This is a genomic window from Nonlabens marinus S1-08 (assembly GCF_000831385.1).
GTDB classification, from domain to species: Bacteria; Bacteroidota; Bacteroidia; order Flavobacteriales; family Flavobacteriaceae; genus Nonlabens; species Nonlabens marinus.
On the sequence record NZ_AP014548.1, the window covers coordinates 2,731,843 to 2,753,636 of the forward strand.

A 21,794-nucleotide genomic window follows, 5' to 3' on the forward strand; every position below is an offset into this window, starting at 1 on the left:
ATAAACCATTTAAAACGGATAACCAATGGCAAAGTTGAACACTGGATTGCTAAAATCATTGACCCAGCGCGCACCTTCTTCTTCTGATGGATCGTGCAAGGGCGCCGCGAGATCAAATCGTATCACGAATCCCTGAACGTCAACACGTATTCCAGCACCAGCACCTATTCCAAGTTCATTGATGAAGTTGCCTGAGAATTTGCCCCCTGGCAGTCCATCGTCACTAGTATTCCAAACATTACCAGCATCAGCAAACACAGCCCCTTTTAAGTAGCTGTATATGGGGAATCGATATTCCACATTGGCCTCCAGTCTCAAGTTACCGGATTGATCAAAAAACGATCGATTATCACCCATGGGAGGATTATAAGTTCCCGGACCTAAGGATCGTGTTCTAAAGGCGCGAACGCTATAAGCACCTCCTGAAAAATATTGCTTGCTGAATGGCATCACATCACTATTTCCATATGGAACACCTAATCCTGCAAACAGTCGCGTAGCGATACGCTGCTCTTTACCGGTGATATAATGATACCTAAAATCAACATCTGCCTTTGCATATTGCGCATATTCCAGTCCTAAAAAATCACCTTTTGTATCACCAGTAACAGGGTCTGGATCACCTTGTTGACCTAATAAACTAATAGAGTTTCCAGCAATGTCAACCGTACTATTCACAAAAAACAAGCTTTTTTTGTCCTGACGTATCATTCCATTATACGTAAATGAATAGATCAATCCAGAAATAAACTGTTGCTCAAAGCTGTTATTCAAAAAAGGGTTGTCATCCAAGATTTCCTGAAATTCATCCGACTTATATAGCAGGTTCACATAATTAAGGGAAATAGGATCGAACTCATGGGTCACATATTTATTAGCCTGCCATACATAACCGAAGCTTCCTGAGAAGGTCAATAGGCCGTACAGCTTGCTCCTGTTTAATAAATCAGCCTCAGCACTGATGATTGTTTTAGGTATAGAATATTCGAAATAATCTGTGTCAATAGTGATGGGAAAAAGAACTCGCGGGAAAATCAAATCGGCACCCAGGCCAAACTCGGTACTCGTCAACCCTGCCTGAGTATTGCTTGCGATTTGAACTTCATACGCTGCTTTGGCATTAATATTTAAGGTTTCTCCACCTCTAAAAAGATTGCGATTGGAAAAAGTCAAACCAAGAGCAGGTCCTGCAAAATCATTCGATTTAGTAACCCCCTGCAATTCTGCTCTTATCGCCCGCTTATTAAGCGGCGATAGATAAATATTAGCTTCTAGGAAATTGAGCGTGTCGTTTTGTAAAGAATCGACCTCAGAATATTCAATATTTACAAATTTATAAGCTCCTATAGAACCTAACCTGCGGCTGGTAGCTTTGGAAGTTTTTGGACTGTACAAATCACCTTCTTCAATCAGGACAAAGGGATCTAGACGGTCTGGTCTAAAAAACCGCTTATCCTGAATGTAGTTTTTGTCTGCAAATCTCGTGGTGTCTTTTTGAATAGTGTCCATTCCCGCAACGTTGTGGGGATAAATATTGACCTTATCGATTTTGTAAGGCTTTACCGCCTTACTAGGCACGTCCTTTTTGAGCTTTAGGAACAAGTCAAACTTGCGATTATCATATTGATTGGTGTCGGCTTGAAAGATTAAAAAGCCAGCATTGAAGTTGTAATATCCCTTTTCTTTTAGTCTCTGGTCAATGCGCTCTCGCTCCAGTTTCATAGCTGATAAATCAAATCTGGAACCTTTTTGAATGGGCGAGTCTTCAATTTGATTTTCAAGAACGGCATAAAACGGGATCGAGTCTCTATCAATTTGATAGGTTTCTAAAGTGTATGGAGAAGGTAACTGTACTCTATAGGAAACTGTTGCCTCCTTTATATCCTCATTACGCTCTACTTCAGAAAAGATATTGCTGAAGAAGAAACCTCTATTTTCCAATCGATTGCGGATGAGGTCTCGAGTTGCTTCCTCTTCTACATCTGATAAATATACCGGCTCCTCTCCTATTTTACGATTCAAGAACCTACTGATAAAACCGGCACTGTCCTGATTGACCTTATAGTAATAATGCAATCCAGGTCGCATGCCTAGGAATTGAGCATTAGGTTTAGGAGACAAGGTTTGCTCCAGCTCTGCCTTCAACAAATCCATATCTTTCACCACTGCGGCAGAGTCTAGTGAAACTTCAAGCTTATAACCATCCAGCAATAATTCATCCTCTGGGACATATTTCTTGACCGCACAAGAATACACCATACCTGCTAGTAGGATGATCCAAATATGCTTTATGAAATTTCTAGTTTTCAATTGTATCGTTGTTTGTTGATGGTTCGATCTGTTTGCAACAACTGATTTAGTTGTTTTTATCCACTTCAGTTTCTTCTTCTTTCCTTGCGTTCTTTTCCTCTTCTTTTTTGGCTTTGTCTGCTTCCTCTTTCACTGTTTTAGCAAATAGATTTTTGAATTCATTGAACTCCTTAGTAAATATCAAGCTGATCCCGCTTATTATCAATTGCCCATCTATGACATTATCATATTGATTTCTACGGAAACCTTTTAAACGCCATTGACCGCTTTCGGTTAACAGGTATTCAATACTAACATTACCTATAACTGGTGTGGGACCTTCTTCCTCTGAGGCGCTTCCTTGAAGATCCACCTCGCTACCCACACTTACAATCAATCGATCGTCTAAAAGTTTCTTACTTGCAGTGACATCTAGTTGCGTGCGTTCTTGTGGACTGTTCCCTTGATAATCCGTATAACTATCCAGGCCAAAATTTAAATCCACTCCAGTATTACCCAGTAATTGACCACCAAACTGATTTAATTGATCACTCAAAGCCTGATTGATATTATCTCTTGCGATCGCTGCCGTACCTCCAGAACTACCGTCAGCACCGCTGGTCGGGAAAAATTTATTCAATACCAATAGAGAAAATACTTGTTTATTCAACTCTTGATCCTGATTGTTCAATTGTTGTACCCGACCATAAACTTGGCCGCCTATAGCGCCTTGTTCATCTTCCGGCATGTCTAATCTGAAACTAATGACAGGCTGCATCAATTCCCCATCTACATTTAAGTAAACTAAAAAAGGTAATTCTTGACGGAATCTGTTTTTAGTTGTCACATCAGCACCACTCGTTTGTGAGGCCATTAAAGCGCTTGCGCTAGTTTCTACTTTATAAATGGCTCGAACATCAAGGTTTGCATCAAATGGATCGCCTGACCATGAAACACTGCCGCCTTTAGCCAACTCAAATCTTCTAGAAACAATGTCGTACAAGCTTAATTCGTAGAACCCATCGCTGATTTCATACCTACCAGCTAGTGTCATGCGACCATTAGGCGTCATGCGGAATTTCAAATCTCCATCTCCCGCAACTTGCAGATTATCACCTGTGCTAGGATCCACTATAACATTGATTTTGGCACCACTGGATATTTTTAAATCGGCTGTGATGTCGTAGCCGGTCAGCGTCGCGCTCTCTTCCTCTGTTTGAGTTAGGATGTCATCTGGGTTTTCTTTATTCACAAACTGCACGATGCCTTCCCGCTGCACAATGTCCAACTCAGTGGGTGGAATTACATAAGTCACATTAGTAGAATCATCCACATCTAGTGTTAGATCTACCACAGGAACATTTAAATCTCCAGTAATTGTAGCTCGAGCGTCAAATGTGGCTTTCCCGTAGTACAACTCGTTGTCTTTTGCGGTAGAATTAAGCGCAGTGAAGTTGTTAGCCGTCATGCGTAGATCGAAGGTGGGATTTAGTAGATTTTCAGTTCCAACCGTTCCATCCACGATAAAACTGTTATTATCCGCATCAGTAATTTCAAAGTTATTCATGGTGATGCCCTTGTTATCCACTTGCAAGATTTCATCTTTCACGGTAAACGGCGCATTAAGCATATTCACGGTGAACCCTGCATTATTGAAATTGAATTGACCCTCATAAACAGGATCTAGGGTAGTACCTGTAAGTTTCATAGAACCAGACACATTTCCTTTTCCTTCAGACAAAAATTCACTGGCAATTCCAGTGACCGTAGACATGTTCAGTTTTTGCAAATCAAGACCTAGATTAAGCTCGGCTGCTACAGGATCTACTCGATAATCACCGGTCAAATCCAGGTCAACATTTTCTCCTTTTACGGTCATGTTCATGGAATACAGATCGCCATTTCCAGAATTAGCATCGAGGCTCAACACTCCTAATGGTACTTGCAGTACATTAAAATCATCAATTCTCAAGTCAGCCGAAAAGCCCATTTTTTGAAACACATCTTCTAATACAAACTGTCCATTCAAGCGCCCGCTGGCAAGCTTTTCGTCTGGATTTAAAAAGCTTAAAAAAGCCTGCAATCGGAAGTTTTCCAAAAGCAATCCCACATGCTGTTTCTCTATGCCTGTAATATCGTTGCGCATTTCAATGCTTTGAGCATCATTTGACAATTTAAAATTATTGAAGAGTATTGTTTCATCTGTATAAACCACACTGTTTCCATCGGGAATACTCCAGCGTTGCTTGTTAAGAATTAGGTCTTCTAGTTTCAATTTGAATATGAGGTCTTCAGTTCCTTGTTGGTTACGCTTTCGCGAAAGCGTACTTCCAAACTGCATCAGTTTCTCATCGTCATCATAAGAAATGAAATCCAGATTCAATTCATTCTGTGCAATAACTCCAGTCAGCTTAGTACGTTTGATGCCCAAAGGGCCTGCTTCTAAGTCTTTAAACCCTACGGAAAACCTCAAGTCTGTAGCATCAGATCTAGATGTAATTAATAAACTGTCGATCTCGCTGCCCGCATACCTAAAGTAAGGAACAGTAATATCTGTATTCAATTTGCGATCCCGTTCATTGAAGTCCACTGAAATATTAACGGTATCTAGCGCTTCTAAACTAGGCAATATGACATCCCTCAATATAGGGGAGGGACTTACGGTACCCTTAATTTTCATTACCACAGGCGGGATGGTATCCATGGCTGTACTGGTGGTTAAATACCGGTCGATGTGCCTTTGCAATGCGCTGGCGAGGTTTGCGGGATCTGTATTAGAACGCAATTGCAAGTCGAGCATTTTATTTTTGACATCTACTGCAGTGCTGTCTGGCTGGACGTAGGCTCGCAAATTAACATTACCTAGCAAATAGGATTGCTGATCATAGACCGCAATACCGTCAGCAACGTTTGTGGTTACTTCATAATTCTCGAGATTGCCTTTAAAGTTTGCAGTAAGCTTACCTGCTGCCTTCACGTTTTGATTTGTGATCCCAAAAGCACGCAGATCCACTCCTTCAATGTCCAATTGAAGATTTGCCTGAGTAGCCACACTGTCTAAAACAATTTGGCTGTTCAAATCCAAATCAATATTGTCATCTCTATAAGTAGAAGTAACCGCTCCATTCCCATCCTTAAAATTACCCGTGATAGGTAAGTTTTGAATTTCATAGCCGCTATAGGTAAAACTATTGATCGTAGCGTCAACCATGGCATCCAGATCATTCAAGCTATTCCCAGAACCTCTAGCTTCTATATCTAAATTTAATTTGCCGTATTGCGGATTTTGCAACAATACTCCCAAATCAACCTCTTGAGCCTTGACAATCGCATTAAAAGATAGTACCTCTTGATTTTTGAAACCACCATTAAGTTCTATGGAACCATTTGAAGTGGTCAGTGTGGCTTTCGTTTCTATGTCATCCAGGCGCCCTTGAAGACTTCCTGCTAGAGAAAATCGTTCTGGCGGCTGTATGCCTAACTCTTTTTCACTAATGAACTTAGTCAAGTCCTTTCTTGTCGAGCGCATCTTGATGGATGGAAAATCCACATATAAATTTTCTACATCTGTAGCATTGCGCAGGGAGCCGCTGGCGATGATGGCTGTTTCATTACCCCAATTTGTAACTAAATTAGGTATGCCCAAATTCTTTGTAGAACCTGAGGCTTTCAAACTTCCCGTTAACAGACGCTGGCTCAAGGTCGCTAGATATTTATTTGACCGCAACTCTGGAGCAAATAAGAAAACGTCAGATAAATCAATTTTATAGCTAGGGATCTGTGCATCGACGCTTAGGTTCTCTGGATTAACCATGAATTGATTCATACTAGAAAAACCTAATTCAACCTTTCCCTGAAGGCTGTTGTTATTGACTTGAGCATTCAAATCAGCAACCATAATTTTAGTATCACTCATGTAAGCTTGGGCACCCAGCTGATTCACTACAATGCCAGAAGCTTCTGATCCTGAGAGTTCCTTAATGTCTACAGATGCTTCAGCATTTTGATAAACGAAATCCTCAGCGACCAGGTGTACCTTATCAAAATCTAATGCATTAGGGTTAAAATAACCCTTTGTTACCGTTGCATCATCTAGAGTGTAGAGCAAATCGTTGTTGTTGAGATCGATATCTTTTACCGCAATATCTAACTCTGGCCATTCAAAAACGAAAGGCTCAGGAGCGCCCACCGTACGCATTCTCAAGGTGATTTCTGAATTGTTTAGCGTAATAAAATCTACTACATAGCTGCTGTTTTGGACATCAGCCTTAGAAATAGAGGTTTCTAAAAACCCAATAAAACTATTAAGATTGATTGCGTCAGGAACGGATTCATAAGCTAATTTGACTTGATCCAATTTTAAATTTCCCACTGTGATTAGGGGTAATGGGGAGTCGCCAGCGTCATCAGTGATTGCTTCAGCAATGGTGGAATCCGTGTTGGGATCACTGTCTTTTTCCGCTTTCGCGAAAGCGGCAACCGTATCCTTATCGTAACTCACAATGGCATTTTTAAGTGAAATCTGGTCGATATCTACAATCATCTTCTCTAAATCCAACTCATTCATGGAAAGCTGAAATTCATCAAATTTGATAACCGCATTTAGATTATCTACCTCATCCTTAAGAGTGATGTCAAAGTTTTTAAAGTCCAGATCGCCAATGGACAGCTGCAAGGGCTCTGTGGTAGTAGTCGTATCCTCCACCGCAAAAGCGTCGATTAAAAACTGGTAATTGAATCCTGAAATAGTGTCCTTACGGGAAATGCGTGCTTTGAAACCATTCCAATTGGCATTTTCAATAGAGTAACCATTGCCTTGAATGATAGGCCAGAGCGGTACATCGGCTTCTAGATGTTTGGAATAGAACAAGGTATCACCCTGTTGATCTGCCAGATACAGACCGTCTAGTTGTATATCTCCATCAAAAGTTACAAACAGCTTCTCTACAGAAACTTCTGTTCCTGTTTTTCCTTCTACATAGTTAACCACTTGATCCACTATAATTCCTTGACCCCACGGACTGCGAATAAAAAGCACTAGAGCAACCAAAAAAATAAAAAACCCTAAAAAAATACGCCCCAGCCTGCGCAGCCAGCGGTATTTTCTAGGGGAATTTTCGGTTTTTTTATTCTCTTGATCACTCAAAAAAGCACAGGTTTAATAGCAATGTATCTGGATTGTGCAAATTGCTAAATAACAAGGGTTTTCTTACGCTTAGTTAGAATAAAATTGTGTTAAGAATGCATGATTTAAGGATGACGGAGATAGTTCTGAAACATTTTCAAAGAAGTTCGGTTTCAATCAATTTCCTAAGTAAACAAAAATATTAGTTACGATACTGCTAGGAGTATTTATTATAGAGGTAGGATTGGCATTACCAATGGTCACTGTATGGCTATGACTTCCTGCATCAGAAGTGGTTCTAGCAACATCAGAATATCCGTTAAAGTTTTCTCCAGGGCCATTATTCCTAAGTTGATTATCTGAAAAAGTCGCTCGAGCGTCTGAGTAACCGTGATTATGGCTTCCACCACTTGAGGTGTTTGAAGTTAACTGCGGAATATTGTTTGGCGTTAAAGTAATTAAGTTACTACCTGCTTGAGATCCTATAGTTTCCGATCCATTTCTAGCTTTTAAAACTCTGTTAGTTGCATTAGGTAAGTTACTTGAAAAACCAAGGCTCTGTGCTGCACTTTGTGCAGTAGCAGGAAGTGTACTAATTGCTCTACCATTTAACAAGTACCAACCTTGGTGATCAGTGGTTTGAAAGCCGTGTTTAATATCTCCTTCTGTATAAAATGAATTGTTTGATGAGGAGGTAACCTCTACATAGCTAGACCATTTTGCACCATCCCAAAAATATAATCCTTCCGCTGAAGAGTTAGTATTCCAAACTGTCAAACCTTTTTCTGGGTTTGAAACTGGGGCAGCATTATTTAAATCACCTAAATCCATTCTAGGAAAAAGGACTCCTTTATCATTGGAAGAGATGTCTAAAATCGACGACTCATTAGGACTAATCGTATTAATCCCTACTTGTGAAAAGGCTAGAGAACTAAAACAAAAAATTACTAAGAGGACGTAAAACTGCTTCATCATATTGAATTTTATACAAATTTATATGTACATACGTGTAATTTAAAAGTGTAGTTGTTAAGATGAATGTTAAACACATCGCCCTTTTATGCTTATAGCCGATAAAAGCTAGGTTTAATTTGCTTGAAATTCAGTAAACTGCAATTCACTTGGAATCTTAAAAAGATATTAAACAGCAATTCACAGTAGATGAAATACTCTTTTACTAGATAAAAAAAAAGATTGAATTGTCCTCAAGTAGAAAACGTATGAATAATATAATAAAACCTTTTTGTAAGATTTTTCTATTTTCAAAAAGAAAAAGGTTAAAATCAAAAATGTTGTTTTTATAAATATTTTCTTAGCAATAGGTACTTAGACTCATAACTCAACATCTTCAATAAAAAAATCGCAACCCTAAGGATTGCGATTTTGCTGTATTTATACAGGTGTCTTGTTAAAACACATACTGCCTATGGTATGTAAGGAACTACTATAAGTTAATTACATATTTCTCCTATACTGACCTCCTACTTCAAAAAGAGCCTCGGTAATTTGTCCTAGGGAGCAAACTTTAGTGGCTTCCATCAAGTGTTCAAAAATGTTTTCTTGATGTACCGCTGCTTTCTGGATGGAGGAAAGCTGTTCTTGTTGCGCTTTCGCGAAAGCGGAATGTAAATTATCCTTTGTGGTAATTTGAGCTTTTTTCTCTTCTTCCGTCGCACGAATAACCTCAGCCGGCAAAACGGTTGGACTACCTTTTGAACTCAAGAAGGTATTCACTCCTATGATTGGGAACTCTCCTGTGTGTTTCAACATCTCATAATGCATGGATTCTTCCTGAATCTTACTGCGCTGGTACATGGTTTCCATGGCACCCAACACACCGCCACGTTCTGTAATGCGGTCGAATTCTTCTAAAACTGCAGCTTCCACAAGATCTGTCAACTCTTCAATAATAAAAGCTCCTTGGATAGGATTCTCATTTTTGGCAAGTCCTAACTCCTTATTGATAATCAGCTGAATTGCCATCGCACGTCTCACAGATTCCTCAGTCGGCGTCGTGATAGCTTCGTCATAAGCGTTGGTATGTAACGAATTACAATTGTCGTTGATGGCATAAAGCGCCTGCAATGTCGTTCTTATATCGTTAAAGTCAATTTCTTGAGCGTGCAGTGATCTACCGCTGGTTTGAATGTGGTATTTCAACATTTGCGCCCGTTCATTAGCGCCATATTTAATCTTCATCGCTTTTGCCCAGATTTTCCTAGCCACACGACCGATTACAGAATATTCTGGATCGATACCATTAGAGAAAAAGAAACTTAGATTAGGACCAAACTTATTAATGTCCATCCCACGACTCAGATAATATTCTACATAGGTGAAACCGTTTGCTAGTGTAAAAGCCAGTTGCGTGATCGGATTTGCTCCTGCCTCAGCAATGTGATAACCAGATATGGAAACACTATAGAAGTTACGCACCTTTTCTTCAATAAAATATTGCTGCACATCACCCATCAATCGCAGGGCAAATTCGGTTGAGAAAATACAGGTGTTTTGAGCCTGATCTTCTTTCAGGATATCCGCTTGTACCGTTCCTCTAACTTGTGCTAGCGTCTCTGCTTTTATTCTTGCATAGTCTGCTGGTTCAAGTATTTGATCACCAGTTAAACCTAACAACATCAATCCTAGCCCATCATTACCTTCTGGCAATTTATTGACGTCTACTTGGCCGTTTTTAGAATATACTTTATCGCCATCTGCATTGAGGTAGGAAGGGCGCTCTAGATTGTTGTCATCATAAACTTCTTTCAGCTTTTCTTCTACCTTGTCGCCCAGGTTATTTTCTGTAATGAATCGCTCGCAATTTTGATCAATCGCAGCGTTCATGAAAAAACCTAACAACATAGGCGCTGGTCCATTGATCGTCATGGAAACCGATGTCATGGCATGTGACAAATCAAAACCAGAATACAATTTCTTAGCATCATCCAGACAGCAAATACTTACTCCAGCATTACCGATTTTTCCATAAATATCTGGACGCAATCCTGGATCATTACCGTAGAGCGTTACACTGTCAAATGCAGTACTCAAACGCTTAGCTGGCATTCCAAGACTTACGTAATGAAAACGTTTATTAGTACGTTCTGGTCCACCTTCACCTGCAAACATTCTGGTAGGATCCTCTCCAGTTCTCTTGAAAGGATATAATCCTGCCGTATAAGGAAACTCGCCAGGAACATTTTCTTGCAAACACCATTTTAAAATATCGCCCCAAGCACTGTATTTAGGCAAGGCAACTTTGGGAATCATTTTATGGGAAAGTGATTCCGTATGTGTTTCAATTTTTATGACTTTATCGCGTACTTGAAATTCATAAATAGGTTGCTTATACTTATTTACTTTCTCATCCCACGTGAAGATAATTTCCCAATTGTAAGGGTCTAGATCTTTAAGTGTTTTGTTGAACTGGGCAATGAGCAATTCTGTGAAGTCTTTGTCATCCTGAACTTGTTTCAGGATCTCTTCTTCGTTTAATCCTTTATCTGTCAATAAACTGTTCTCGACTGTACTTCGACTGCGCTCAGCAACCGCGCTCGAACTAACATTCTCTTTTTGATCAATAACCGTTACGATCGTTTTATAAATTCCAAATAGTTTCTGAGCTACATGAGACTGTACCGCAGCAGTATTGTCATAGGCTCTATTACTTTCAGCAATCTCGCTCAAGTAGCGAGTTCTTGCTGGTGGAATCACAAATATCTTTTCGCTTTGCGTGGTATTTAGCTCGTTGGTAGAACTAAAATCTACTTTAGTCTTTTCTGTAATCTCGCCCATTAAAGCTTCATACAAGGCATTCATTCCTGGATCGTTGAATTGGCTCGCAATAGTGCCGTAAACAGGTAGCGTGTTAGGATCTGCTTCCCATAGATTATGATTGCGTTGGTATTGTTTTTTGACATCTCGCAAGGCATCCAGTGAACCACGCTTGTCAAATTTATTGATGGCAACTACATCAGCAAAATCAAGCATATCGATTTTTTCAAGCTGAGTCGCCGCACCAAATTCTGGTGTCATTACATATAAAGACACATCGCTATGCTCTAAAATCTCGGTATCGCTTTGCCCTATTCCACTGGTTTCAAGAATAATCAGGTCATAGTTGGCTGCTTTCAAAATATCTACTGCTTCTTGCACGTGTTTAGACAAAGCTAGATTGGACTGTCGAGTGGCCAGCGATCGCATATAAACGCGGTCGTTATTAATGGCATTCATGCGGATTCTATCTCCCAATAAAGCGCCTCCTGTTTTTCGCTTAGATGGATCAACAGAAATTACCCCTATATTTTTTTCTGGAAAATCGATTAAAAATCTCCGAATCAATTCGTCAACCAAAGATGATTTCCCTGCCCCACCAGTTCCGGTAATTCCTAGTACTGGTGCTTGTTTTTCAGTTTTATCAGCTTCTGCAAAGTGTTTTTCAAAATCTTCGTGGCGGTTTTCTGCCAGCGATATCAATCGTGCGATAGTCGGCACATGGTTTTGCAGTAATTCTCCGTTTAATTTCGCTTTCGCGAAAGCGGGAACTTCCACATCACAACGCTCCACTAGATCATTAATCATTCCTTGCAGACCCATTTCACGACCGTCGTCTGGACTGTAGATGCGTGTAATTCCATAGTCCATCAATTCCTGAATCTCTGAAGGAAGGATCACACCACCACCGCCACCAAATATTTTGATGTGGCCAGCGCCCTTTTCTACCAATAGATCTCTCATGTACTTAAAGTACTCCGTATGCCCACCTTGATAGGAAGTCATGGCAATACCACTAGCGTCTTCTTGAATCGCTGTATTTACTACTTCTTCCACACTGCGGTCGTGACCCAAATGGATCACCTCACAGCCAGTAGACTGTATGATGCGACGCATGATATTGATTGCGGCATCGTGACCGTCAAAAAGACTGGCGGCAGTAACGATTCTTACTTTATTTTTGGGAGTATATGGGGTTTGGTCTTGCATTGCGAATTCCTTATTTAATGTGCTGCAAAATTACGAAAACCATAGGGTTACTTAGTGCCAATGCTATTTTAAACTTTCAAGATTCCTAAGAGTCGTAAAAACATGAAATCTACTGCGCTTTTATTACTTGCTTTTATCTGTCTTGCCTGCTCCAGTCAAAACGATGATGACGCAGCGGCTGAAGTAGACACCTTATACTTCCCGTCATTAGATCAATCTGCTTGGGAAACAATGACGCCCACACAGTTAAAGTGGGATGACTCTAAGTTGCAAGAGTTATATGGATTTCTAGAACAAAATGAGACTAGAGCATTTATCGTACTCAAAAATGGTAAGATGGTGGTAGAAAAATATTGGGGTAAAGAGTTGCAAGGTAGTAATAACTTTGACCAAAATTCCAATTGGTACTGGGCTAGTGCAGGCAAGTCCTTAACGGCTGTACTGATAGGCATTGCTCAGGAAAATGAAAATCTCAATATTGATAACCAGACATCAATATATCTAGGAACTAATTGGAGTTCCATGCCTATAGAAAAGGAAAACCTGATTACTGTGAGAAATCATTTAACCCTAACGACTGGTGCAGACTTCACGGTTCCAAATCTAGATTGTACCACACCGGGCTGTATTCTATATTTGAGTGATGCAGGTACGCAGTGGTACTATCACAATGCCACATATACTATACTGCACCAAGTATTAGAAAGTGCCACTAATCAGACCAATAATGAGTTTACTACTGCCGCTTTGAAAAGTAAAACAGGAATGGATGGGTCGTGGGTCAGTACCAATGGTTTCAATGAAGTCTTTTTTAGCACTCCTAGAAGTGCAGCCCGATTTGGTTTATTGATTTTGAATAAGGGAACCTGGGCTGAAAATGAGGTTTTAGGGGATCAAAATTACTTCTCCTCCATGACTACCGCCTCGCAACCCTTTAATGCATCTTATGGATACTTGTGGTGGTTGAATGGAAAAGAATCGGTTCAATTTCCATTGAGTACAAATGTGATCCCATCTTCTGTGACACCTTCAGCTCCTGAAGATATGATCAGTGCTTTAGGGAAAAACGGACAGTTTATAGACGTTGCCCCCAGCCAAGGTCTTGTGGTTGTCAGGATGGGGGATTCCTCAAATCAAGAGCCAGTTCCTATTCTTTTTCATGAGGAGCTATGGAAAAGATTGTATTCAATTACTGCAAACTAGCAAACGGGTCCATTGTTATTTAATTAACATTAAAGGCTAGCAGTACCTAAATTCATCTTAAACCTCTTGTAATATTTTCTCATTATTTAAAAGTGTTAATCTGAACTTGACTAGCTTTAAAATAAAACATGAGTTCTAGTAAGAAGGAAAAGTTTGCAAGAGTGGGTATCGCCACTAAAGGTTTAATATATGTGATCCTAGGTGGACTAACGGCGTTTGCCGCTTTCAGTTCACAAGAAAGCATCACGGCAAGTAACGGTGCATTAAAGTACATTGCTGGGCAAAGTTTTGGACAAATTCTTCTTATTATTACTACTATTGGTATCATCGCTTATGTTATGTGGAGGTTGTATTTAGCCTTCCAAAATCCAGAGAACAGATCTGATTCTGACACAAAATCAGCCGTGAAGCGCCTGGGTTATTTCTTCAGTGCAATCTCATACGCGCTTCTAGCGTACACTGCCATAGAAATTTTATTGAATAATTCTACAGGCGGTTCTGGCAAGCAGAGTTGGATTTCTACCATTCTAGACCAATCATGGGGGGTTTACCTTATTTATTTTATTGCTTTAGTACTATTAGGTAAAGCTTTATATGAATTATACCGTGCTTATTCAGGAAAATTCAAAAGCAAAATTCAAAACGCAGAACTGGACAGAAAGGCACAGTCATTTCTTATTAAAGCCGGTAAAGTAGGGTTTACAGCACGCTCTATTGTATTTGCAATAATTGCCTATACCTTTTTCAGAGCAGCATCAGCCACAAACGCGCAAATGGCTGGAGGTACTAAAATGGCTTTCGCATTTTTACAGGAGCAAGGTGGCCAAATATTACTCGCAGTAATTGCTTTTGGGTTAGCCTTATACGGTGTGTATCTTCTTGCCAGCTCCCGTTATCGTAATATACCTATTCGATAAACTGATTAATTTTTTGTAACCAGAACTAAGCATTCACGACCGTATTATAGCTAGATAGCAAAGTTGAAACCTCTACTTTTGACTGAAATTAATTGAATGCCACTCATTGAAGAATTACAGACGTTTTGCCAGATTTGGTATTGCTACTAAAGGATTGGTTTACTTTCTAATCGGGTTTATGGCATTCATCACTGCGTGCAATCTAACTGAGTCCGTTAAAAGTGAAAAAGACATATTACAATGGATTTATGATCAAGATTTTGGGTCCATTGCTTTACTAGTAATAATTGCTGGCCTTACTGGTTACATATTTTCTCGCATTTACTTAACGTTTAATAAAAACGATTATGATGGGTCTGACCATAAACCTTATGTAAGACGTTTGGGTTATATTGTCAATGCTGTAGGTTATATCCTATTATGGTACACCTGTTGGACTATTTTTATTGGGTATATAGATAATGATAATTCTGCCGTGAACGCATTTCTTACCGGATCCACATTTGGAACTGTAGTCATTTATGGAGTGGCTGTTGGACTTGCCATAAGCGCTATCAATGAATGGTGGATTACATTTTCTAGTATGATGGATAAAATGGTTGTAGACAGCGTTTTAGACCCTAAACAATATAAATACCTCTTACTTTTAGGGAAGTTCGGTAGGTTCAATCGTGGAATCGTATTTGCCGTTTTTGCATATATCTTGGCCCGGTCTGCTTACTATAATCTAGATAGTTTTCCAAAAGGAGCGTTTGAAGCATTCGCATTTATAAATGCCGCCTCTGGCGCGTATGTGATGGGGTTCATCGCTTTTGGCGTCATATGCTATGGACTTTTTCTATTGTTGAGCGCAAGACATAGGAATATCCCAATAGAATAATGACTCCGACTCTTCAATATCTGTCTGATATTCAAGGTGTGCCTGTAGATTAATTATCCTCTCTATTTTCTATCTTCACGCGGTATGAAAAATAAAATCTTACTAACATGTCTTTGTGGGCTACTCATCTCCTCGATCTATGGACAAGAGAACAGATTAGGTGACACACCTACCAGCAGTTCAGAAATCTTCCATAAGATTGAAAAATTAGGTTTCCTAGGGTCTGCTCTATTCATTGCCGCACACCCAGATGATGAAAATACCCGTTTGATAGCATGGTTAGACAATAAAAAAATGGCTCGAACGGCCTATCTTTCTTTAACTCGCGGCGATGGCGGACAAAATTTAATAGGGCCTGAATTGCGTGAACAACTGGGAATGATACGTACTCAAGAGCTTTTAGAGGCTAGAAATATTGATGGCGGCGAGCAATTTTTCACGAGGGCAAATGATTTTGGATACTCTAAAGATCCAGAAGAAACTTTAGAGATTTGGAATAGAAATGAGGTGTTATCTGATGTTGTTCAAGTCATCCGTAAATTTCAGCCAGACATTATCATTAACCGTTTTGATCACAGGACGGCTGGGACTACACATGGTCACCATACTAGCAGTGCGATTCTGGCAGTTGAAGCATTTGATTTGGTAAATGACCCTACCGCTTTTCCAGCGCAATTGAAATATGGAGATGTTTGGAAACCAGAACGACAGTTCTTCAATACCAGCTGGTGGTTTTATGGTAGTGAGGACGCTTTCGCGAAAGCGGACAAAACAAATCTTCTGGAAATAGAAGATGGAGATTTCCTAGACAACAGCGGCTATTCCATAGGCGAAATTGCAGCGTTGAGCCGAAGCAGACATCAGTCCCAAGGTTTTGGGTCATCAGGATCTCGCGGATCCTCTATTGAGTACTTAGAATTTCTCAAGGGTACTTTTCCAACCGATAAGTCAGATCCATTTTCAGGCATCAACACTACATGGACCAGAGTTGAAGGAGGCAAAAAAGTCATGTCAAAACTGGAACAGGTTACATCCAATTATGACTTTAAAAATCCAGCAGCAAGTCTTGATGGGCTGCTCGATCTACGCAAAGAAATCAATGCCTTGCCAGAAGGTTATTGGAAAAATATTAAGCTAGATGAAGTTGATGGAATCATAGCAGATGTTATAGGACTGTATGCTAAAGCCTATGTAAATCAACCCTACGCTACCGCTGGGGAGTCTATAAAACTCAATCTAGAAATCGCCAACCGTGCGCTGGATCAATTAAATTATCAGGTCAATGAAAAACAAACGATTTCATTTGACAAATCAGTTGGATCCTTATCACGAAATACGTCGGTTACCCTGGCAGGAACACTTAAGGTTCTAAATGACGCGCAACCATCGAACCCCTATTATTTAGAAAAAGAAGGAAGTTTAGGTATGTACGTCGTGGATAATCCCAACATGATTGGAATGCCAGAGGCAGCGGCTGCTTTCCAAGTTCCTTTGATTCTAAATTTTGGCGATCAAAAGATTGAAATGTCGTTGCCGGTGATCTTTAAAACTACAGACCGCGTGCGAGGGGAGATCTATGAGCCGTTTTTTGTGGTTCCAGATGTCTCGATATCAGTAGAGAATCCTGTTTATGTTTTTGGAAATAATGAGATGAAAAATGTTTCAGTCAATATAAAGGCTTACAAAGATGTGTCAGGAGTTGAGGTTTTTTCTGATATTCCTAAAGACTGGATTCAACCTAAGGTGAAACAAAAACCTTTTTCCTTATCCAAAGGCGAATCAAAAGTTTACACATTTATGATCTCAGCACCTGAAGGTTTTTCCGAAGGGGCCATGGAAATTTATGCCCTTACTAATGAGCGGAAATTTGACCGAGAAGTCATCAATATTGAATACAACCACATTCCAGACCAGCAGTTAGTGCGCAGCGCGACAGCAAAACTTGTGAATCCAGGTTTACAGAACCTAGCCCAAAGCGTTGCTTACATCAACGGTGCTGGTGACGATGTTGCCCAAGCCATTGAGGCATTAGGCAGCAAAGTATTCAAATTTGAGCCTAACGAAGTTCCTGCTGATTTAACTAAATATGATGCTGTGGTTGTAGGAATCAGAGCTTTTAATGTGGCTCCAGAAGCCATGGCTAATCTGCAAACCAGACTGGACCAATTTGTAAATAATGGAGGTACCTTGGTAATGCAGTACAATACGGACCGCGGGATTCCAAATGATGCACTGGGACCTTTACCTATTTCGCTTTCGCGAAAGCGAGTAACTGATGAACATGCAGCAGTAACTTTCCTTAATCCAGAAAATAAAGTTCTCAATATTCCCAATAAAATTACACAAAAGGATTTTGAAGGTTGGGTTCAGGAACGTGGATTGTACTTCCCTGAAAAATGGGATCTCGCATTCCAACCTATTTTAGGAATGAACGATAAAGGAGAAGCCCAAACCAGTGGCAGTTTGCTCGTCGCAGAATACGGTAAAGGACATATCGTTTATACAGGATTGAGTCTATTTAGAGAATTACCTGCTGGAGTTTCTGGAGCTTATAAACTTCTAGCTAATATGATAAGCTTGAGTAAAAACAAACCAAATCTTGAAACAGAAGAAGATCAAAAGTTCTAGAAAGTGGAACTACATTTATGCCATCGTGATTGTTGCTAACCTGTTGTTTGCTGTGGCATTCTACGTTCTAAGCTCGGTTTATGGGAATAGTTAATTGGATCACGGGCAGTTTAGGAGAATTATCTATCATAGATTGGTTCATTCTGGCTTCCACATTAGCATTTATAGTACTCTACGGCGTGTATAAAACGCGAGGTAAACAAACCAGCGAGGAATATATTAAAGGTGGAGATGCGAGGTGGTGGACGGTTGGCTTATCTGTGATGGCAACGCAGGCGAGCGCGATTACATTTTTGAGCACTCCTGGCCAGGCGTATACCGATGGGATGGAGTTTGTTCAATTTTACTTTGGGTTGCCTATTGCAGTCATCATTATCTGTGTTACGTTCATTCCTATCTATCATAAACTCAAGGTATATACAGCTTATGAGTTTTTAGAAAAGCGATTTGATGTAAAAACCAGGTCGCTTGCTTCGATTTTGTTTTTAATACAGCGAGGTCTGGCAGCCGGAATTACCATTTATGCGCCGGCCATTATTTTGAGTGCCGTATTAAATTGGGAACTGAAATACCTCAACATAGTTATAGGAATTTTGGTAATTATCTACACCGTTTCTGGTGGTACCAAAGCTGTAAATGTTACCCAAAAGCAGCAAATGATCGTGATCATGGCTGGAATGGTTACCGCATTTGTATTAATTGTTACCCAACTACCAGATAGCGTTTCATTTGACAATGCGCTAACTATGGCAGGAAACGCAGATAAGATGAAAATCTTGGATTTTAATTTCTCACTTGATGATCGTTATAATGTCTGGACTGCTTTATTTGGTGCAAGTTTTTTGATGTTAAGTTATTTTGGAACTGATCAATCTCAGGTACAGCGTTACTTATCTGGTAAATCTGTAAAGCAAATGCGTATTGGTCTTCTTTTTAATGGATTGCTAAAAGTGCCCATGCAGTTCTTTATCCTGATGGTAGGTGTGATGGTTTTTGTTTTTTACCAGTTCAACTCTACCCCATTGAATTTTAATCCAGCAGCAGAGAAAGCGGTACTGGATAGTGAGTACGCCGGCGATTACCAGGACTTACAACAAGCACACGCCGCTATTCTCGAAGAAAAGCAGGAGAAGCAAATTGCCTACGGCAAGCTATTGGAAAAAGGCACTTCAACCGAATCCAACCTACTGAGTAACGAGCTCAAATCACTAAGAAATACAGAAGAACTCAATCGCGAAAAAGCCCGTGAACTCATTACGAAAGCAGATCCAAGCGCCGAGACCAACGATAAAGATTTTGTATTCATCAACTTTATTTTGAATCACTTGCCTAAAGGATTGATCGGATTATTGCTTGCCGTGATCATAAGCGCTGCCATGTCTTCTACGGCATCAGAATTAAATGCACTGTCTTCCACTACTACCATTGATATCTATAAACGATTTCGTGGTGCAGGAAAAGACGATGATCATTTTGTAGTGGCTAGTAAATGGTTCACGCTGTTGTGGGGAATTATTGCTATCACATTCGCAAGTATCGTTTCTCTATTTGATAATTTGATTCAGCTCGTGAATATTATTGGATCTCTGTTTTATGGAACTATACTGGGAATTTTCTTAGTGGCTTTTTACTTCAAAAAAATCAAGGGTCATGCTATTTTCATCGCTGCATTAATCTCTGAAGCTGTTGTGGTCGCCTGCTATCTTATCGATCTCGCAGATAATGGCATTGATATATTACCGTTCCTTTGGTTGAATCCGCTGGGGGCTTTGTTGACCATTGGCCTCGCCTTGTTAATACAGTCGGGAAAAGGATCAAACACAGTAGAAACTCAGCCTATATTAAATGATTCACTCACCTAGAGAATCGCTCTATTTATCAAAAAGCCCGCTACAATTACTTGTGGCGGGTTCTTAATGTTATTTGAATACTAGCCTATTTCAAAGTGGCATCTAGATTGACTTTTGCTTTGAACAGTTTAGAAACTGGACAAACCTCTTTAGCCTTGTTAGCGATCTCTTTGAACTTATCAGCACTTATTTCTGGCACTTCACCAGTTAAAGTTAAATTGATTGTAGTGATCTCTCCGTCTTCAAAAAGAACTTTAGCATCCGTATGTAAGTGTGTCGCAGTAAAGCCATCCTCGTTCAATAAGAAGCTCAATTGCATGGTATAGCAACCTGCGTGTGCTGCTCCTAACAATTCTTCAGGATTAGTCCCTTTTTCTTCACCCTCAAATCTGGTTCCAAAGGAATAAGGTACATCGACCATCACTTTGCTATCAGTACTTATATGACCTTTTCCTTCTTTTCCAGTTCCTTTCCACTGTGCGGCTGCTTTTCTCGTAAATTTCATAGTTTTTGTTTTTATTAAAAATAATAATCGTGCACGGCTTGACCATGGCTTTTAACTAAGGTTTAAATCAAAAAACCACCCTGTTTAAGGATGGCTCTTATGATAAGTTCGCTTTCGCGAAAGCGAAATAAACCTCAAAAACTATATTCCAATCCCAATTGTGCATTGAACGTAAAGGGTGAGTCGATTGCCGAAATGCGATAAACACGCAATTGTTTCTTGATCATGGGCTCAAGATTGACGTTTATCCTGCGAGCAAGGTGATATCTAAACTGTACTCCAGCGCCTATGGCAAAAATATTATCATAATAGATACTTGATCTACCCAGGTCAGTGCGATCTGTATTTGAGATGGCACTTACCCTGTCCTCTAAAAGTACCATATAGCTCACATTCCCCATAATAGCTAGATCTACCTTACCTCGAATTAATCTATACCCAAGATCTAAAGGAATATTGAAATATCGCGCCTCTACCTCAACCAGTTGTGTGCCAGTTAGACTGGAAACATCCAGGTTGTTGCGGTATTTTACGTATTGAAGATTTGCCGCATCTATATTTTGAGGTAAAGGAATCTCGCGATTCAAGGTGACGCGTCCTGCTCCCAGACGGATAAACGCCGTGTTATCACCACCATAAACCAGGTAAGCCACCGGATCGAATTTTATAGTATTGGTACCCTTTACACCGTCCAATCGGTTATCCAATTGTGATTTTTTAAAGCCGCCCATATAGCTGTTTACAGATCCATATAATGCAACTCCCCAATCTGCCTTAAATTTATTCTGCTCTATGCTGACTGGTTTAGTTTCCTTAGGCAATTTGGATGACTTTGCGTTTTCAAATGAGAGCGAATCAGCTGTTGATGGTTCAGAAATTATATCCATTGTCATGCTGTTTAAATCCTTTAATTTCTCTTCAGCTGACGGATTTGCATATTCGTAATTTGTAATAGCGCCGTAGCGTGCATAAGTGGTGTCTGCAATAGTTAATAACATTTCCCTATGAGCAGATGATTGCTTGTTGTTTGCATTGGTTAATGATTTTGAGAATGACACAACACTTTTATTAATGGGCTTTGATGCTTCCTGTATCGTGTTATTCTGGTTGATTTTATCTATACTATCTGTGTTAACAGATGATGCTGGAGTCTTTTGATCGCTACCTTTAGAGTCTATGATAGTAGATTCTGGCATCCATTCTACCGCTGCTAAATTATTAGTAAATGAGGCGAATAATAGAGCCAACAAGAGAAAAAGCCCGAGAGCAAAAAGTATCCAAAATAGAAATCTACGTCTACGTTTTTTCTCTAAGTCTGATCTTATCCTTTCCCAAACCCTATCATGCGGAGTCTTATCCAATTGTCCCAATCGCTGCGAGGTAACCTCTACTATGTTCTTGCGATTCTCCATGA

11 protein-coding genes are annotated in these 21,794 nt (G+C 39.9%); 5 read left to right on the forward strand and 6 right to left on the reverse strand.

What is annotated here, in order from left to right; all coding sequences use genetic code 11:
* Nucleotides 1–9: 9 nt before the first annotated feature.
* From tamL to NMS_RS12540, 4 genes are all read right to left on the reverse strand, one after another.
* Nucleotides 10–2,310 carry a translocation and assembly module lipoprotein TamL gene (tamL, locus tag NMS_RS12525; RefSeq protein ID WP_041497147.1) on the reverse strand — a complete coding sequence of 767 codons (2,301 nt, stop codon included), beginning with the start codon at nt 2,308–2,310 and terminating at the stop codon, nt 10–12.
* 46 nt (nt 2,311–2,356) lie between these two features.
* A complete protein-coding gene (locus NMS_RS12530) occupies nt 2,357–7,435 on the reverse strand; it encodes a translocation/assembly module TamB domain-containing protein (protein ID WP_041497149.1) in 5,079 nt (1,692 codons plus the stop codon).
* 156 nt (nt 7,436–7,591) lie between these two features.
* The gene (locus NMS_RS13570) at nt 7,592–8,386 is read right to left on the reverse strand and encodes a hypothetical protein (RefSeq protein WP_052476972.1); all 795 of its coding nucleotides are present in this window, start codon (nt 8,384–8,386) and stop codon (nt 7,592–7,594) included.
* Between the two features lie 483 nt (nt 8,387–8,869).
* Nucleotides 8,870–12,397, reverse strand: a complete 3,528-nt coding sequence (locus NMS_RS12540) for a methylmalonyl-CoA mutase family protein (RefSeq protein ID WP_041497150.1) — start codon at nt 12,395–12,397, stop codon at nt 8,870–8,872.
* A 102-nt stretch (nt 12,398–12,499) separates the two neighbouring features.
* Here NMS_RS12540 and NMS_RS12545 point away from each other — a divergent pair, with 102 nt between their 5' ends.
* The 5 genes from NMS_RS12545 to NMS_RS12565 all read left to right on the forward strand — a co-directional run bounded on the left by NMS_RS12545 (nt 12,500) and on the right by NMS_RS12565 (nt 19,887).
* Entirely contained in the window at nt 12,500–13,600 is a 1,101-nt protein-coding gene (locus NMS_RS12545; RefSeq protein ID WP_041497151.1) for a serine hydrolase domain-containing protein, read from the forward strand.
* A gap of 128 nt (nt 13,601–13,728) precedes the next feature.
* The gene (locus NMS_RS12550) at nt 13,729–14,517 is read left to right on the forward strand and encodes a DUF1206 domain-containing protein (RefSeq protein ID WP_041497153.1); all 789 of its coding nucleotides are present in this window, start codon (nt 13,729–13,731) and stop codon (nt 14,515–14,517) included.
* A 106-nt stretch (nt 14,518–14,623) separates the two neighbouring features.
* A complete protein-coding gene (locus NMS_RS12555; RefSeq protein ID WP_041497154.1) occupies nt 14,624–15,397 on the forward strand; it encodes a DUF1206 domain-containing protein in 774 nt (257 codons plus the stop codon).
* An 84-nt stretch (nt 15,398–15,481) separates the two neighbouring features.
* The gene (locus NMS_RS12560) at nt 15,482–18,025 is read left to right on the forward strand and encodes a PIG-L family deacetylase (RefSeq protein ID WP_041497155.1); all 2,544 of its coding nucleotides are present in this window, start codon (nt 15,482–15,484) and stop codon (nt 18,023–18,025) included.
* Nucleotides 18,026–18,105: 80 nt separating this feature from the next.
* Nucleotides 18,106–19,887 (forward strand): sodium:solute symporter, encoded by a 1,782-nt coding sequence (locus NMS_RS12565; protein WP_052476974.1) that lies wholly within the window; start codon nt 18,106–18,108, stop codon nt 19,885–19,887.
* A 73-nt stretch (nt 19,888–19,960) separates the two neighbouring features.
* On the opposite strand, the gene NMS_RS12570 is transcribed toward NMS_RS12565, so the two are convergent.
* Entirely contained in the window at nt 19,961–20,380 is a 420-nt protein-coding gene (locus NMS_RS12570) for an OsmC family protein (RefSeq protein ID WP_041497157.1), read from the reverse strand.
* Between the two features lie 134 nt (nt 20,381–20,514).
* Nucleotides 20,515–21,792, reverse strand: a complete 1,278-nt coding sequence (locus NMS_RS12575) for a porin family protein (protein ID WP_041497158.1) — start codon at nt 21,790–21,792, stop codon at nt 20,515–20,517.
* Nucleotides 21,793–21,794 lie beyond the last annotated feature (2 nt).